Here is an 18516-nt window from a genome sequence, read left to right on the forward strand (position 1 = left end):
TAGCTAAGTAAAGGGTTAAAATCTAACACAATCTGTCGTATAACTACAACGCACACGGAAGACTGAAATCAATCACAAATTAAATACATTAAGAATTTCCTGAGACTTTATAAAGAATAGAAGAGAGATGAGAATGAATGAAGAAACGAATTATTGCGGTTCTATTATCAATTGTATGCTTGTTTAACAGTTTCGGTATTTCTGTATCTGCAAACGAACGTGACTTGGATAGCGAATTATCCCCGATAATTCAGCCACTGAACAAGAAAGAAATAAAGTCAAATGAGGAACTGATAAAGATCTGGGACGAAGCAACTAAACTAAAAGGTGAATCAGCTATCGACCAACCTATAAAAGTGAACCCAATATATGAGGATTTTTGGGATGCTCAGAATACAGTCAATCCCAAATTTAAAGGATCAGAAAAAGAGATTGCAGAACAATCAAAGCTATTTAGTCGTTATATTGAAATAGGTCGTGGCGAAGATTTAGATTTGCTGGGAGCAGAGAAATTACGACTTGAACGCGCTAGACTTGATAAGGAGCGCCAGATTAAAAGTGATCTTGAAGCGCTAAAGGAGGATTATACAAAGCTTACAATTGATGATCTTGTGACCGAGTTCGGTGTTGAGACGACTTGGGTGGGGAAGCAACTAGACAAAGGGTTTACATTACCAAGTTTATTTACTTTATTATGGGAAGCTCCCAAGCAAGATTCTTCCAGTGGGAAAATATCAAAGACAGGAATAGCTGAAATTGAAAGTAAAGAGAAGCCTAAAGAGTCATTAAATATTTCTCAGACTAAAGAACTTAAAAAGGGTAGAGAGTCTGAGTTAATGACTACTGAAGATGAGGTCTCAGTTCCAAATATTGAATATGAAGCCCTGGATATTAGAACAATTAAAGAGGGAACTCCAGTTACGGATGAAAATGCTAATACGCTTAAAGTAAAAACTGAGGCAGTTAACTTATCTGTTCCTGAACCAAAAACTATTGAAATTCCTACAATGAAAAACAGTAAGGCACCATATGAAATTAGTTTACATGGAGAGAATGTTTCATTACTCACCGGGGGATTATCCGTTGCAGAATCCGATCTAACACTACCAGGCAGAAATGGGTTATCATTCACCCTTCAACGTACGTATGATTCTAATAATGCTCAGAAATATGATATGGACGTAGGTTATTCATATTCATATGGTTATTACTTTGATTACCTATCTAAAATTAGAACTAGAGATGTTTATTTTAGCGTTACGCAAACATACAATGTATCCGTCGACAAGTATCTTTGCGTCAATGGAGTAAAAACGGGTGGTGTTGTATGGACAGGTTCAACAGGTTCTTATGAGGTTTACACACAGTCCCCAATTTACTCAAGGGCAGCAGCTGATCAAACATCCCTAAATCCTCCAGGGAAATCAAATGTGGTTGCACATGGATGTGGCACATATGGAGATCCTTCTAATTATATTTATGAATACAGATATACTCCAATCGGAATTGGAACAATTAATGTGAGCTACCAACCTTGGACATCCTATTCTACGCAGTTACAGTCTTCTGATATTTTTGGGAGTTTTTGGGATGCATCCGATGATCAAGCTAAATTGAATAGAGGGGATTATAACTCTAGCGGGACCCGCGGATCTTATACTGGAGGTCATTATGAATACGAATTAGTTTACACTAGTTTATCGGATATTTACAGTATTGTGACTAGTCAAACGAATTATAATCAAGTGAAAAATGATCTAATAGATAATAAATTCCCAATTGGTAAGGGATGGCGCTGGAATATTCCTTACATAAAATTCGAGAATGGGAAGAAATATATTAGCATTCAAGATGGTATGTATGAAGTAAGTGGGACATCTTTACTCAATTATCCGTGGTCAGATTTAAGCTTTCAAACTGATGCATCTGTTTCTTACAGTGGCAGACAATCTGTATATAAATTGTCTTCTGTGTTTGGGATGGATCAATTTTTTGATGCTCAAGGAAATATTATTCAAATTCGTGATAATTATAATAATACTATTCAGTTTGCGTATAGCAATAATAGCACATATGGTACTGTACTCAGTTCGATTACAGACGTATTGGGTAATACGCTCTCAATTAGTTATACTGGATCCCAGGTAATTGTTACACAAGGAAATCGAACAGTTTTATATAATAAAACTACATTAGACGGCAAAGAAGTTCTAAGCAGTGTAATTGATCCTATGGGTCGAACAACCACATATGACTATACGGTAAAGTCTGCAAACTTTAATCTAACAGGTTCAAATCCAGTAAGTAATCCCTATTACTTATTAGACGAAGTTATTCATCCAACTGGTGCTAAGAGTGCATTTTCGTATGAGACTAACCCTGTATCACGCTGGATCGGCAATAATCAATATAATCAGGCGTACCGGTTGAGTTCGAGAGAAGACATCCAAGTGAATACAGATTTAAGCACAAATGTATTTAATCATTCATCATTTGTGTATACGGGAGATATGGCCAGCTCTTTTGCTGGAGAATACACATTTTCAACAACATTGTTTGATGGAATGTTAGAGACAAAAACATCTTACGAGAAAGATTATATTGATAATGCACAAGGATCTATGTACTACAATAAGCAAACACGAACAACAAATAACACTATAACTCATGTTAGTGATATGAGCTACGATACTCTGAAGCGTAGAACAAATCCTATTTCAACTTCTTCTTTTATGAAGAACGAATTAACTGGCCAGACGACTGTACCAGTTACAAATACAGTAAGCTACGATGATTATAAAAATATTACTAGTCTAAAGAACCCATTTAACCTCACGAGTACATACTTATTTGATAATGGAACAAAACGTCTTATTTCTTCTACAGAACCTATAGATGGAAGTCAAGTGCTATATACCGAGATTACATCCCGTAATTCTAAAGGGGATATCACAGAAATTAGAGTAAGGGAATCTTCGGCAAACGGTGGCATCCTTCAGAACACACAATATATTTATGATGACTATGGAAATATGACCATGATTAGACAATTAGATACTGATCATAATCGGGAAACTCAAATCGAGTATAGTGAAGCTTACAATTATGGATATCCAACGAAGATTACTCGACCATATACTCAATTAAAAGCACCCAATTATACATGGAATACAGGTATTGCAAAGACTCAAATTATTGAAGGCGTATATAATTTGGCAACAGGTCAAATTGAAGAGTATAAAGACGGAAATGGCAAGACAACCACCTTTGCATATGATAAATTAGGACGTTTAACGAAACAAACAAATCCAGATGGAACGAATGTAGAAAAAACATTTAATGACTTAAGTAATGAGTCTACTATAGAAGATGAAATGCATCGCAAGACATATGTAAAGTGGAATTCACTTGGCTGGGAAGTTGAGCAAGGAATTTTAAATGGTACAGCTAAGCAGATGAAAAGCAAAATGGAGTACGATAACAAGGGGCGAGTAGACTTTGTTAGAGATGCAAATCATGTTCAAACAAATTTTACTTACGATGATTGGGATAGGAAGTTTAAAACGTATATAAGTGGTAGTCCTATTCTCACTGAGATGAATTATGATGATATTCTATTTACTAATACAGTGACTTCAAAATCATCAGTGACTACAGTTCAAGATGATGTAACTCGAGAGATTTCAGATAGTTTTGGACGAATCATTCGAAGAGAGCAAAAAATAAATGGTCTCTTTGAAGTGATTTGGAGAGGGTTTTACGATAATGCTAATCGCCTTACTCAAAACTTGGATGGCGAGAATAATCTCACAGATTACGAGTATGACACATTAGGTCGTTTAATCCGGGTTAAAGGCGCAGATAACAGTGTATATAAGTATTCATACAACCGCGCAGGGATGCAAACTAGTGTGACATACCCTTTAAATTTAGGAACTTCACCAACTAGTTTTAAATATTACGATGAATTAGGTCAACTTGTAAAAACAGTCGATCCAAAACTGAAAAGTGAATACTTGATGTATGACAATAATGGCAATAAAACGAATTATGTAGATAGGAAAGGTCAGCAGTATACTTATACGTATAACAGTCGTAATTTTCTTATGAAGAAGTCAAGTCCTACTGATTTTATCTCCTATATGTATAATGATGATGGGACAAGGTCTAGTATGACTGACAATGGTGATCGAACCACTTCGTATGAGTATAACACTGTAACAGGTACTCTCGATAAAGTTATCTACCCTGATGATAGGAGTTTGATTTATCAATATAATGATATAAGTCAGCGCGAAGAAATGAAAATGCCATTTCTAGATACAGTAAATTATTCATATGACAATCAGAATCAGCTTGAAAACATTAGCTGGAACCAGAACGAAATTTCGTCTTTTACCTATAATGGCAAGGGGCAGAAACACGAATTAACATTATCTAATGGGTTGAAATCTACATATCTAATTGAAAATAACCGACTCAATAATGTGAAGAATACGCATTTGAATAGTACGTTAAGCGATTATTCATATACGTATGACCTGAATGGAAATGCACTTACAAGATTACAGTCAACGAATGGACAATGGGTTAATGATGTTTTCACTTATGATGAGATGAATCGAATAAAAACAGCATCGCCTTCTAATGAATTATATAGTTATGATGAGAGAGGCAACTTAGAAACCTTGACTTCTGAACATTCTAAAGAAGTTGGTAATACTTCAAGTTATGCCTATGATTCATGGAATCGTTTGAAAAAAATAACTAAAGCCGATGGCAGCGAGATCTCATATCTCTATAATGGAGATGATTTACTAACAGAACGAACAGAGGCAGGAGTGACTACTCGGTTTTACTATGATGATCAAGAAATGATAGCAGAGGGTATCGTTCTAGGCGATGGCAACACTCGAGAAAAAGTTAGTTACGTGCATGCAGGCGGGCCGTTAATGTTAGAAGATGCTGATGGTGTAAAAGGATTTTATTCAAAAAATATTCATGGCGATATTGTAGGAGTTTATGGTCAGAATGGGGAACCGCTGAACAAGTATGACTATGATATTTGGGGAAATCCCATAGATACACAAGAAACCGTGAAGCAACCATTTCGCTACAGCGGCGAGTATTGGGATGAAAGCACGGGTCTTCAATACCTGAGGGCTAGATGGTATGATCCAAGTGTAGGACGATTTATTAATGAGGATACGTATGAGGGGGATATTACGAATCCGCTAACGTTGAATCTTTATACGTATGTGGGAAATAATCCATTGACAAACTGGGATCCGACTGGTCATGCCACCAATGAACAATTAAATAATGCATTATTAAGATATGTTAGTGACGGCAATACAGGAAAAGTGGTGAATTCAATTCTGTATGGAATGGGTAATAGTGATCAAGCAAGATACCTTGCTTTTCACCAAATTACACAAGTTATCGCGGGAGCGGAAATCCATAAACTATATGGAACTAATTTAACTTTAGAGTTCAATTTACAACAAAAACAATGGTTGGGTGAAACCATAAATTGGTATGTCGATATTGTTTCTGGTGATAACCAAATATGGGAAGTAAAGCCTCTTAGAGAGACAGATATGAGAAGAGGAGTGGATGGTTACATGCAAGATGCAGAGTTGCAATTGAGAAGGTATCAATCATTAAATAGTGATTTTGTTAGAGGAGCGATGCTTAACAGGATTGAGGGAATTTCAATTGTAAAAGATCTAAAAATGGATATTGAATTTACGGATTTAGGTAAAATACAATATGAGTTTTCTGTTGGAAATAGTGCTTATACAACGAGTGAAGCAGAGGATTATGTTGAAGTGTACGGTAATTACCCAATTAATATTCCAGATGTAGTTAAAGACATAATCACAAAATCAGGTAAGAAAAAGTGAGGACTCAATATGATACGTTTAGTGTATGTGTTTTTATTGATTTTGACGCTGACTGTATCTGGATGTTCAATGAAGGAGGATTCAACAATGAGGGTGAAAAAAAGCGAATTTAAGAAGGTTTCACTTGAAATTGTTCAGGTTTTTGAATTAAGTATTGAATATGTGGGATTTCCATTCTCCGAAAGGGAGAAAATTAATGCATTTTATGAGAGCAAGTTTGATGAGGATGGAGAACGAATAAAAAAACGTATTATGAATGTGGAATACGATTTTTTTGGCGGTACAAACTTTAAAGATAGTAACGATCCCCAAAATAGGGTACTATTTGAGAAACTATCCTCAGAGTTGGAAGGTATTAAAGAAGAACTAGGAAACTATCCTCAGAAGAGGAAATAGTTAAAGAGAGTAAGGCAGTAAACCTAAATGAGTGTTCTAACCACCTTGCGACTACCATCGTAGGGTGGTTTTCTTTTTTGTCCGCCGCTGTATCGCTAACAACACAAATAACCGCTCAGAGAGTATGATCGGCGACAACTCAAGAATGAAATTGAAGCCCAACTATGAAGACTTATTCATCATCCCTATTTACTAAATCCATAATTTCACGAATATCAGTTATATCAAGCGATTCAGCGATTTGCTCAATGTGCTGAAAGTTAATGTTTTGCCGTTTGGCGTTAGATAATTCACTTAGGGCAGCATGCCGTATGTCAGTTAATCGAGAAAGCTCACGCAAAGGGATGCCGTGTTTCTTTATTAAAACAGGTATTTTGAGGAAAAGTAACTAATTATAAGACATATTACACTCAGTACAGTCCAACAAACCCAAATACATTTTTTTACCGTGGATTACGTTATGATGGTATTGGAGACAGTCATTATAACAAAGTTACAGGTATGGATATTGCTACACCGCATTTTAATGACCCAACAGCTCCAGGTAAAGTAAGACCAGCAGAGCCGTGGGAGATACCTTAAAGGAGGATTTATAGATGAATGTATTAAAATGGTTGGAAAACTGGTATATAGGTAATTGTGATGGAGATTGGGAGCATGGTTACGGAGTTAAAATTACAACTCTTGATAACCCAGGATGGGCAATTGACATCAGAGTGGAAGATACAGAACTAGAGGATAGCATGTTCGATAACTTGATTATCGAACGATCTGAAACTGATTGGGTTCACTGTAAAGTTATTGATAATGTATTTAAGGGGAGAGGCGGAAGTAATAACTTAGAAGAAATGATTATTATTTTTCAAAAATGGCATGACTCAAGAGAAAACAATTGATGAATTTCTAAATTATTATTCACGTTATTATTGTTGTACTGTTCTATTTGTACCTGTTAGTTATTTAAGATTATTTAAGAACTGTTAATCATCATAGTAATGCGAATATTTAGCATCAGCCACCTTGCGACTATCCATCGCAGGGTGGTTTTCTTTTTTGTCCGCCGCAGTATCGCAAACAACACAAATATCCGCTCAGAGAGTATGAGCGGCGGTTAGTCAAAAGACTCCCAACCAGGCCGAATGAAGCTATCATATATCAATCAACACACATAACCCGTGTAATACTGCTATAAAGTTAATTCGGTTGTACGCACATCACGCTTGAATTTTATACTCTAAATAACGCTTTAGCGTTAACGATACTTTGCCGAATTTAAAGTAATTTTTTGCAGATGCACGTGGAGGGCAAAGCAGACCTTAATGGGGCCGAGATTGGCTTATAGAGATGGCCGCGCTGCTATCTCCTTCATTGAAACAAGACAAACGGCACAGGAAAGAATTGATGGTGGGGGGGGCATATCTTCACGATCCAGGTCAGTGGAACCGATGCCTAATGGAATTCATATCCATGTCAACCCGGGTACGAACCGATACAAGGAATACTCTGCAGCGCATATTAATCTCGAAGCGTTCGGCGATACCCATCATAATATCGGGAATGAGTTGGCTCTCGGTTTGATCGGCGGCATATCTTAATGTGTGAAATCAGTTCTGTTGGAATACATACGGAGTCGAAGATAAGGTGTGTCTTACCTGCGGTTAATCCCCGTATTTTATTGCTGGAACTATAGAAGAAAGCAACGCTTACTTTATCTCAAGTGGGTTTCATAGCGGACAAGCAGATGTATACGCGTGTGTATCGTTTGCCAGATCCATTACGGAATATTAGGGATACCGAAATTCAAAACTTTGTTCATTCAGCGTCGGCATACTGGAAGTGTTTAGATAATCTATTGTTTTTTTGTATATAAAAGGTTACTGTATACTTAGATGAATATGAACGAAACCCGAGAAGAACTCGTTGACGGATAGGCCGTTGACGGGTTTTTTCTGTCGTTTTCGTTCAATTCAAAACAAAATGACAAAGGAGAATTGTCATGAAAGGTAGAGTAATGAAATTTAAAGCATTCATGAGAAAGGTAATATCTAATTTTTACAATCCTATCAAAGTACATCAAGATAGCAAAATACTAATTTCAATAATTATCATGGTAACTACCTATCCACTTGTGTTAAGTATGTTTGTTGAAACATTTACAGAATTAAAGATGGCTCTAATTGTATATACGATTTTGTTTCTTTTAGTCATTTGGAGATACGGTCAACACCGGTTAGAAGCTAATATTTTTATTGAGATGGCATTAGATGTGGCTAGCGTTTTTTATGTCCCGACAAATCCTGTTGCATGGGTGAAGATGGCATATACAATTATTAATAAAGGCAAACTTTTCATTAAGACTAAAACCGATATTGTAGATTTGTAGGTTACAGTAGGAATTTCTCAACTAAGAGGGCTTATAACAACTAGACGTGTTAGAAAAATATCTGGTCCAGAAGATGCAACAGTTAAAATTGCGATTTGGTCATTGACTACCATCACTCCTTCAGCTGTCAATTATCGAATGCCGGCAAACGAACTGTATTTCGATTGTTATACAGATGCTTCTGTAGAATGGGAAGACCTTCTGCGAATTGAAATATATTTACCAGATGATTCTGAATATCACATTGGTGGTACATACTTACTTCAACAATATACCGAGAATGAACCTGATGTTAGACCAGCGCGCCCAGCTCCCGTTGATAAACCTGATCCACCTGAGAGGCCGGGGGGACCAGGTTCTAGAGGTCCCAGATAAATGTGGGTTAGTGAAATATATAGATCCCTTTCTACAAGAAAAACAAACACTCCGTCTAACACTTAGTTTTCGTGTTTTGACGGGTGTTTTTTTTGTTTTTAATGGTTGTCTGAAACCTACTATTAAAGACAGGTTTCATTACTCCAGTCAGGTCTTGGATTACGCCCACGACCAATTACATAACGAATGCGCTCCGATTGATTATCTCCTGCCTGTTGATCGATCCAGTCCCAAGTGTCATTGGCAAGTGTTAGTGATACTTTTTTAGTAGTTCCTAGAGGAGGGCGCCCAGGTTTTCTTCCCGATGATCTGGTTGCTCCGCCTAAGCGTCCACCTGGCTGCCTTCCTATTCCGCGAGTGGCGCCGCCGCTTGGACTGATAATATGCAAATTGAGTTGTTAGTCGCAAGATTATTAATCTTACTAGTGTTGAGTTCTGGTGTATTGTTGATTATGATCTACCCCCTGTTGAGAAGTAAGAATGAGAACAAATTTGGTATTGCAAGCCTAGTAATCGGAATAATTGTTCTTTTATTTCTTTTTTACACTTGTTTAATAAGTCCATTTGCTAAGAACTTATTCTTCATATATAAAGTTTCGAATTGGAAACAAATAAAAACACGTGTCTTAGGCGTTAGAACCTGCGACACGTGTTTTTATTTTTCCTTATAAGTAAAATTGCTACCTATAAGGAGAAGCATCAGGGATATCGACTTTTTCGGGTCTGTATATAATCCCAAGGCGCTTCGATTATGTTCCATGTGTTAAAACAAAATAAACCGTTAGACTGAAAAATAAAGTATTAGACTCGGTTAATTGTAGTAACGTAAATAGAGGATGGTTAGTTCATTATATGAGCTAATCTCCTCTATTTTTTTGTTTAATAGAAATATTAACTTTGGCTTTAAATCTTAGTATAAATTATTTAATATATTGAGGATAAAGGCTTTCGTTGGGGGTGTTGTTGTGAGAGTACAAGAAGTAATTCTTAATGATAATAAAAAGAGATATTTACTGTTGGATGAGGTAGGTGTTCCAGTTGTTCCTGTGATGAAGTATTTAAAATACCTGGATCAGACTGGTAAAAGTAACAACACACTTAAGACTTATTGCTATGCATTAAAACAGTATTTTACTTATCTTGAAGAGCAGAAGTTAGATTATAAAGAAGTAGGTGTTAAGGATCTTGCTAGCTTTGTAGGTTGGTTGCGTAATCCGTTTGAAAGCGGGAAAGTTACTCCTTTACATCAGATTGAAGCCAAAAGAACAGAAAAATCAGTGAATCTTATAATCACAGTGGTAACAAACCTATATGATTACTTTTTCCGTATTCAAGAGATTCAAAACGATATGGTAGATAAACTGGTAAGACAGGTATTTAGAGGTGGTCATAGTAAATATAAAGGATTCCTGCATCATGTCAATGAAGGAAAACCGACTAGTAAGAACGTTTTAAAGCTGAAAGAACCAAGAAGAAAACCTAGGGCTTTGCTTAAGGAGGAAGTCGAACACATCTACGAGTCCACAACGAACATTCGTGATCGATTGTTGATTCAGCTGTTGTTTGAAACGGGACTACGTATCGGGGAAGCATTATCACTCTTCATGGAAGACTTCGTATTCAATCACAAGAATGGCCATCGAATACGTTTAACGGACCGCGGTGAATTGGAGAACGGTGCTAAACTCAAGACGGGTGAACGGGAATTGTTTGTTTCGCAGGGACTAATGGATTTATATGACGACTACCTATACAACGTGATTGATGATCTCGAAATCGATACGAATTTTGTATTTGTTAAACTACGTGGAAACCGAGTTGGACAACCGATGAATGACCGCGATGTACGCGCCTTATTTAAAGTACTATGTAAGAAAACAGGGATGCACATTCACCCTCACTTGCTACGGCACACGCATGCAACAATATACTACCGTCAAACGAAGGACATCAAACAAGTACAGGAACGATTAGGACACGCCAATATTCAAACAACTATGAACATGTATGTCCATCCATCGCAAGAAGATATTCGTGAGAATTGGGAGAAAGCTCAGCATGCATTTCAGCTTGGTAATATACAATCAGAGGAGATAACTGACAGTGGTATTACAGAATAAAAAATATGTGAATGCGAATAGATTCCATTATAACCAGCTTAAACAAGAGATTTCCAGTTATCAAGAACGGTTAGTTCATAATGATAGTTCTGTGTCGTTTCGCAAAATTGAGAACCCCTATTTCATGACTGAGAATACTTGGACTGTAGAAATAATTGGTTCAATAGCTAATTTTCATGATCAACGAAACAAATATAATCGATCTAATAAAAACATTCGGTTCGAATTTAATAATCCGTTTGTTAATCTTGAAATGAAGTATGTTGTGTTCCACAAGTTATTTAGTGATGAATGGTCATTTTCAAGCTTATTCGGAACTAATTTCACAAACATAAACCGGCTCACAAGATTTCTTAATGAAAAACATCCTCGACTAGAATCTTTGCTAGATTTGAACATTGATAAGGCGGACCAGGAGTGGTTGTTCTGGTTGGAGAATCAAAATATTCTTACAAAAACCATAAAGAACCATGACGTGTATGGTGAACAAATAGTCAAATGTCCAATTACCAACTTTTTAAGACATATGCATTTTACTATATCTAAACTTAGTGATACTCGCGAGGAATGGGATAAAGAACGCTGGGACATCCGTACTTTGCATGCTACATATGGGATTAATTATATTAAGTCACAATCTCAACATTTTGTTGACTTCTCAAAAATAAGGAACCCCTCAATACGGAGTAATGTTAAAGGATATTTTAAACTACGTCTTTTAAACAAAAACAGTTTCTCTTGGTCTACTGCAGTAATTTATATGAATGTTATTCCTGGATTCTTAAACTTCATTTGCAACTTAGAGCCTTTATGGAATGACTTAAAAGATCTTCAAAGAAGCCATATTTTAAAATATATTGAATCGCTTCACCAAAGTGCAAAAAAGCTTACAAGACGTAATTCAAACCCTGAATCATACATTAAATACAATCTATCAGCTGTAAGTAAGTTTTTGGATGACATTCAGCGTTATGAATATGACATCGCTCCTAAAACAAATACAAGACAGCTGCTTTTTCCCGAAGACAGACCAAAACGTAAAAAGAAACCTTACGATCAAATTGATTACATACCGGAATATGTTTTAGAACAACTTTTTGCTAACTTAAATTATTTGCATCCAGAGGTCCAACCTTTGGTATGGATAGCATTCAAGACTGGTTTGCGCATTTCAGATGTTTTGGGATTAACACAAGATTGTTTAGTAAGAATCAATGGAAAATACTACATTGAAACTGATATTGAAAAGACATATGTGAAAGGCCATCGCATCCCAATTGATGATGAATTAGCTAATATGGTGGCGGCTTTAATAAAAAAATCAATTGAGAACAGCAATGAGGACAACAATCCGGATAAATACGTCTTCATTCGATTTCGTGGTTCCAGAAAAGGCAGACCATATTCTCAATTTTGGGTTGGAGAGAAATTGAACTGCCTGGCAAGAAATGCGAATATCACTGATGAAAGCGGAAACGTATTCTACTTTAAAACTCATCAATTTCGTCACACCTATGCTATTAAGATGCTCAACGGCGGAGCAGATATATTAATCGTTCAGGAGTTATTGGCGCATGCTTCTCCTGAGATGACAATGCGCTATGCCAAACTTTTAGAGAATACTAAGCGCAAGGCATTTGAAACAGTTGTCAAACAAGGCGTATTTAGCTTTGATATGAATGGGAAAATCCATGAGATCCATAAGGATGAAGAAATCCCATACGATATTCTGGAAACGCTCTGGCGTGATCAGAAGCTAAATGCGATCGATAATCCCTACGGCTCCTGTCGGGCCCGTGTAAATGGTAATTGCCCATACGCGGAAGAACCCCCTTGTTTAACTTGTAACGGCGGCAGCCCTTGTAAAGACTTAGCTGTAGGTCTATCTGACATGGACGTACCTAAGTACGAAATTCATATTCAATCCACCTCAAAAATGATAGAAGTTGCCAAACAATACGGCCGCGACGAAATTGCGGAGAAAAACCAAAAGAATCTTGATCGTCTAACCAGCATCTATGAGACGATCAGGAAAGGTAATATTGTTTTTGGACGGTTAGAACGTATCAAAGGAAAGCAAGGTGCAAAACATGTCTAATTACGATCGTAGAGAGCATCTAAAGCAGGTTCATGAGGCTCGCAAAGCAAAGACCATACAAAGAGTGGATGAGTCGATTAGACGGCTTGTAAAAGCCAAGGAAGGCATCAATTTTAATAGTGTAGCAACTGATTCTGGCGTAAGCAAAGCAACGCTCTATAACCATCTTGAGATACGCGTGCGTATTGAATCGCTTCGTCAGCAGCAAGCTCAAGTGCCGACTCCAAAACAAATCAAGCAAGAGATGGATGAAAACAATAAGGACGCAATCATTGCTTCGCTAAAACGTAAGATGAAGAAGCTCGAAGAAGAAAATAGTAAGTTGCGAGAACAACTTAAGTTTTCCTATGCGGAGGTCTATCAAAGGATTTGAGGAAATGTTGTTCCTCTTCTTCTGCAAGCAACTAAATGAGAAGTAAAGATTAACTAATCTGTATATGATGAAGATAAAAAATTGTTGCAACTTTTACCTTCCAAATTCGTCCAATATTAGGTAATACTTGATGTGGAGGAGGAGTGGAAATGAAGAAAATATGGGCTGTATTCGCACTGATCGGATTTCTGAGTTTGCCTATGCTTGCCCATACGGGGAAGGCGCACGCCAATGTGCCGGATGTGAGGGTGACGATTCCAGGATATAAGGTAAAACTAAATGGACACTTGGTGGATAACGCGTATCGCGAGTACCCCCTGTTGGTGTATAAGGAGATCACATACTTCCCAATGACATGGTACGATTCTCGGCTGCTGGGGCTGGAAGCCCGCTGGTCCAAGCAGGAGGGGCTCCAGATTTACCAAGGGCAGGTGGCTTCGACCTATGCCTCTTACAAGTCGGATCACCGTAATGCGGCATCCTATCACGCGGAGGTGCCAGCGTCGGCCATTACCGTGAACGGTCAGGTCATCGACAACGCTAAGGAGGAGTATCCCCTCCTCAGCTTCCGGGACGTGACGTACTTCCCCCTTACCTGGAGGTTCGCGCATGACCAGTTTAGCTGGGACTACATTTGGGATACGGTGGACGGTCTTAGCATCACGTCCCATAACCCGCAGATACAAATGGCCGAGTTGCCCGTGTATGCCGAGGAGAACGATGTCGCCCTGTACAATGGGTATTATTATTTTGTAGAAACGACAGGTACGACGAACCATGTATATCGTGCTCCCGTGAAGCAACCGTCCGACAAGGAAGAGATTTATTTCTATAATATCGATACCGCATATGGACTGCAAAAGAATTTATCCTTTCAAATCCGTAACAACACGCTTTGGTTTACCTATCACCTCGGCGGAGCTATCATGGGACACGATGAGTTCGTGAAAATCGGTGACGACGGGAAAGCGGATCTGATACACAAAGGATACTTGGACTTCCGTGACACGTCTTACGGAACGTTGGTTACTCTTCTCGGTGCTTCGGCGTTCGAAGGTGGCAACTTGTATTTGTTACCACCAGGGGGGAGTGAAACAAACCGTAAGAATGTCGGAGATCCCGGCGTGAAATACGGTGTACATGCTACTTACAACGGTGGCGGCGAAGGATATGGCGCGGATTCCTCCACAACCGTTATTGGAGATGATGTGTACGTACTGGCTTCACGAGGTCAAACAGACGCAAATAAAATTTACAAAATCAACTTGAAGACGAATAAAAGTACAATGATTGTCGACACAAGTGTCAACTGGTTCCGAATTATCAATAACAAGCTATACTATGTAAAAGACAAGGACAAAGCATTATATTCGTCTACGTTGGACGGGACGGGCGAAATGGAACTGTCCGACCATTCTGTGTCATGGTTTGACAGCATTGATGGCAACGTATATTACACAACCAAGAAGGAAACGAACCAATTCGATCTATACCAGGCCGATCCGAACAGAGAAGACCAGCTCGTATGGACAACGCCAGTCTCCGAAGTGCAAGTTCTGAACAATCAACTCATCTGCCGGCTTGGCGAAAAGGAAGATTACGGTGTCGTACTGCTGGACAGTTCAGGCCGCCTGCAGTTGAAAGTGACGGATCCGATTTCGCGCGTGCTTACGTCCGACGAGGGGATTCTCGTTGCTACTTCCGGCGGATCCGGCATACAGACGATAACGTTGTCCAACAATTAGTCGGTATACGGTAAGAGTGTTAAAGCTGACGCAGAGCGCTAGCATAATAACAACAGGCTGCCGGGTCGGCAGCCTGTTGCAATGTTGTGTCGATTGATCATGAATCATATTAATCTTTCACATGCAACTTGGAAAATGGTATTATAAAAAATGGGAATTCTGCATTATTCTATTCTAGGAGATGGTATTGCATGTTTGTTTCACCACTAATCGGTTTTATTATTTCAGGAATAATGTTAGTACTAATAATACCTTTAATAAGACGAATTTCAATTGCGATAGGTGCTGTAGCTGTTCCGAATCATCGTACAATGCATAGTACAATTATGCCTCGATTAGGGGGACTAGCTATATTCATTTCCTTTATATCATCAGTTTCTATTATGTATCCTAAGATAATTCCGTCACTTCCCGCTTTTTGGGGGTTACTAGTTTCAGCATTTATTATTGAAATAGTAGGTGTGCTTGATGATGTTTACACTTTGTCCGCTAAGTGGAAATTGCTTGGCCAAATTCTATCTGCCGTGACAGTAGCCTTATCGGGTTTCACAGTTGACCAAGTACATATTCCATTTGCTCAAGATATTTATTTCCCAGGATGGTTTTCAATATTATTAACAGTCTTATGGATTGTGGGTTTAATCAATGCCCTTAATTGGATAGATGGTTTGGACGGTCTGGCCACTGGGATCGCGGGGATTTCATGTATTACTCTTTGTATTATTGCAGGGTTAACTGGAAATATGATAGTACTGATATTAAGTGCAACCTTGCTTGGAAGCTTAGCAGGTTTCTATATTTTCAACTCTGAACCTGCTTCAATTTTTATGGGTGAATCTGGCTCCGCATTTCTTGGATTTGTACTGGCTGTTATATCAATACTTGGTTTCAAACAAGCTGTTTTCGTTTCTTTTATCATTCCATTATTAATATTAGGTGTTCCGCTATTAGATACCCTCCTTGCGATGACGCGCCGTGGTATTCAAGGTCGTCCACTATATGAGGCAGATCGTGGACATGTTCATCACAGACTGACAGACATTGGGGTTAGTCGTCGTAGCACGGTGTACATTTTATTTGGCATCTCATCATTCCTTGGTATGTGTGCCATTTTACTGACAAAAGCATCCACATCTGCTATCACTCTCGTTATGTTGTTATTAATAATTGCCCTGTTAACTTTAGCTGGTGCCGAATTAGTAGGCATATTTAAAGGGAATCGTCCTTTCTATGAACTACTCCGGAAGTTACGGCGAGTTCGTGATGAGAATTGATCTGTTCATTGCTCAACAAATGTAGTTGGCCATCCCATTTAAGGATGGCCTTTTATAAATGCCAGCGCCATTTGTTACAGCGTTACTTACCGCAGTTCAATTAAAGGATAACTTTAGTTGAATACGCAAATTCAAAAAAACTATTCGAACATATTAATCATGGATAATATGTGAAATAGCTTATATTTATTGATTTTTATAAAATTTGCTCTTGATAAACTCGGAAAATAAAGTATTAGACTGGCGTTAGCGTTAAGCTCCCTCATAGAATAAGGATTTTCTCACGAATGCTCGCTCATTCGCAGGATTTCAATATGCATGGTAAATAGGAGTTCAGTTGTTTGGGTCTTGTGGGGCAGGTAGTTCCGTTAGAGCGCATGCGGGAACAGAAGGTGCTGATGTGTTTACAACATCTTCCATAAAGATGTTATGCTGCACGCTTCTCTCCACAAGGTCCTTGGGGATTTACTCTCCCAAATCTCGACGGGTCTTTGCCCTCACATTCCTTCGTCCTATCTATCCAAGGTGTGGAGTCCGATCAACGTTAACGGAACGGGTCTATGCCCTAAAGCGTAAAAATCTCGGTACTCCGTGCTTTCTTTGTGAGATCCTGCGAATGAGCCAATTTACGTGTCAGGGTTGCCACATCAATGCCTTGATCCACCAACCAGTTGGCAATATTGAACCAGTAGTGACCGGTGCTCTCCAATCCCACATCGACGTCATTCATGCCGTGCATCTTCTGTAATTTCCGAATACTTTGTTCTAAATGCTCATATCCAGCAAGGTCATACGAAAATAGAATAGGGCGCTTGGTGAGGACAACACCTCGAAAATTAATGGCTTGTGCTGCATGTTTCTCCTTGGCAATGTCGATGCCTATGACAGTTGTGCTTTATCTATGGAGAATGTTTGTCCTTCTTTTGCCATGGCTACAAGAGAGAGTAAGAGCGAAGATTGAAATCATTACAAAGAAAACTAGAGATATCATCTTTGTTTACGAACAAGACACCGAGGTAATAGGATATATTCATGGAAGCCCGTATGAGTTACTTTTTTCCGACTCCTTAATAAATGTTCTAGGATTTGTTGTTAAAGAAAGTTACAGGAATCAGGGTATAGGCAGTATCTTGATTGATCACCTGGAACAATGGGGAAAGGACAGTGGATATTCTGGAATAAAACTGTTATCCCACCCAAGTCGAATTCATGCTCACGGGTTCTATGAGAGACGAGGCTATATTTTTACAAAGAATCAAAAGAATTATATTAAAAAACTCGAAGACTAAACTTACGGAAACGATAGTACAACAAGTCAAGCCAGGCTGCCGGTAATCGGCAGCCTGGCTGTATTAATTAGCAAAATAGTATTTGGCGATCAATAATAGCTGCCTTAACCGATCGGCAATCTTGTAGGTAGTTTTCCATTTTCAATAGGAAGTAGAATTATCTTCAGATAATGCCTGTTGTTTGTAAAATGACTTATAGTATCGCTGAATCTTGCTGTCATAATAACTACGGACTTCGCAATCAGGTATCCAAATTCCCTTTTGCTCTATTGCAATTAAAGTCTCCTGTAATATCCGTTCGCGTTCTGGACGTTTTAATTGTCGTTGATGCTCGAGTATCAGAGAGATCGTCTTACTTCTGAGTAAAGAAGCTATCCACTCTTTTTGTCTCAGCTTTAAAGCGGAAAACTTCTTGTTGGTTTGAAGCAATCTTCCATTTACTCGTATATGATTTTTCAACACTTCAAACCCCCAGTTTTTGACGTTTATGGGCTCGATCAACGATACCATGCGCTTTTCCTATTTTACCTGATATCTAATGAACCGTGAAGCTGTTA

The 18516-nt window shown here is 38.3% G+C and carries 13 protein-coding genes; 11 read left to right on the top strand and 2 right to left on the bottom strand.

Going from position 1 to position 18516, the window contains the following annotated elements; genetic code table 11:
• Window positions 1-137: 137 nt before the first annotated feature.
• Both GC096_RS26215 and GC096_RS26220 read left to right on the top strand, forming a co-directional pair.
• Entirely contained in the window at window positions 138-5906 is a 5769-nt protein-coding gene (locus GC096_RS26215) for an RHS repeat-associated core domain-containing protein (RefSeq protein ID WP_171634272.1), read from the top strand.
• 87 nt (window positions 5907-5993) lie between these two features.
• Window positions 5994-6302 carry a hypothetical protein gene (locus tag GC096_RS26220; RefSeq protein WP_171634273.1) on the top strand — a complete coding sequence of 103 codons (309 nt, stop codon included), beginning with the start codon at window positions 5994-5996 and terminating at the stop codon, window positions 6300-6302.
• 172 nt (window positions 6303-6474) lie between these two features.
• On the opposite strand, the gene GC096_RS26225 is transcribed toward GC096_RS26220, so the two are convergent.
• Complete coding sequence (locus GC096_RS26225) at window positions 6475-6675, bottom strand: helix-turn-helix domain-containing protein (protein WP_171634347.1); 201 nt, start codon at window positions 6673-6675, stop codon at window positions 6475-6477.
• A gap of 223 nt (window positions 6676-6898) precedes the next feature.
• Here GC096_RS26225 and GC096_RS26230 point away from each other — a divergent pair, with 223 nt between their 5' ends.
• The 8 genes from GC096_RS26230 to GC096_RS26265 all read left to right on the top strand — a co-directional run bounded on the left by GC096_RS26230 (window position 6899) and on the right by GC096_RS26265 (window position 16670).
• Complete coding sequence (locus GC096_RS26230; RefSeq protein WP_171634274.1) at window positions 6899-7198, top strand: immunity 53 family protein; 300 nt, start codon at window positions 6899-6901, stop codon at window positions 7196-7198.
• Between the two features lie 435 nt (window positions 7199-7633).
• The gene (locus tag GC096_RS26235; protein ID WP_171634276.1) at window positions 7634-7897 is read left to right on the top strand and encodes a hypothetical protein; all 264 of its coding nucleotides are present in this window, start codon (window positions 7634-7636) and stop codon (window positions 7895-7897) included.
• Between the two features lie 401 nt (window positions 7898-8298).
• On the top strand, window positions 8299-8685 hold the full coding sequence (locus tag GC096_RS26240; protein ID WP_171634278.1) for a hypothetical protein: 387 nt from the start codon (window positions 8299-8301) through the stop codon (window positions 8683-8685).
• A 1340-nt stretch (window positions 8686-10025) separates the two neighbouring features.
• Window positions 10026-11180: a tyrosine-type recombinase/integrase gene (locus GC096_RS26245; RefSeq protein WP_171634279.1), complete on the top strand. Its 1155-nt coding sequence runs from the start codon at window positions 10026-10028 to the stop codon at window positions 11178-11180.
• 124 nt (window positions 11181-11304) lie between these two features.
• Window positions 11305-13278 (top strand): tyrosine-type recombinase/integrase, encoded by a 1974-nt coding sequence (locus tag GC096_RS26250; RefSeq protein ID WP_246302978.1) that lies wholly within the window; start codon window positions 11305-11307, stop codon window positions 13276-13278.
• Entirely contained in the window at window positions 13271-13651 is a 381-nt protein-coding gene (locus GC096_RS26255; RefSeq protein ID WP_171634281.1) for a DUF6262 family protein, read from the top strand. The genes GC096_RS26250 and GC096_RS26255 overlap by 8 nt, the downstream gene beginning before the upstream one ends.
• A 149-nt stretch (window positions 13652-13800) precedes the next feature.
• Window positions 13801-15396 carry a DUF5050 domain-containing protein gene (locus tag GC096_RS26260; RefSeq protein WP_171634283.1) on the top strand — a complete coding sequence of 532 codons (1596 nt, stop codon included), beginning with the start codon at window positions 13801-13803 and terminating at the stop codon, window positions 15394-15396.
• A gap of 191 nt (window positions 15397-15587) precedes the next feature.
• Window positions 15588-16670 (top strand): MraY family glycosyltransferase, encoded by a 1083-nt coding sequence (locus GC096_RS26265; RefSeq protein ID WP_171634284.1) that lies wholly within the window; start codon window positions 15588-15590, stop codon window positions 16668-16670.
• 565 nt (window positions 16671-17235) lie between these two features.
• Here the strand turns inward: GC096_RS26265 and GC096_RS26270 are convergent.
• On the bottom strand, window positions 17236-17553 hold the full coding sequence (locus GC096_RS26270; RefSeq protein WP_312886347.1) for an IS110 family transposase: 318 nt from the start codon (window positions 17551-17553) through the stop codon (window positions 17236-17238).
• A 25-nt stretch (window positions 17554-17578) separates the two neighbouring features.
• On the opposite strand from GC096_RS26270, the gene GC096_RS26275 reads away from it, so the two are divergent.
• Complete coding sequence (locus GC096_RS26275) at window positions 17579-17959, top strand: GNAT family N-acetyltransferase (protein WP_246302979.1); 381 nt, start codon at window positions 17579-17581, stop codon at window positions 17957-17959.
• The last annotated feature ends 557 nt before the right edge of the window (window positions 17960-18516 follow it).

Origin of the sequence: Paenibacillus plantarum, assembly GCF_013141695.1 — a bacterium.
GTDB lineage: Bacteria > Bacillota > Bacilli > Paenibacillales > NBRC-103111 > Paenibacillus_E > Paenibacillus_E plantarum.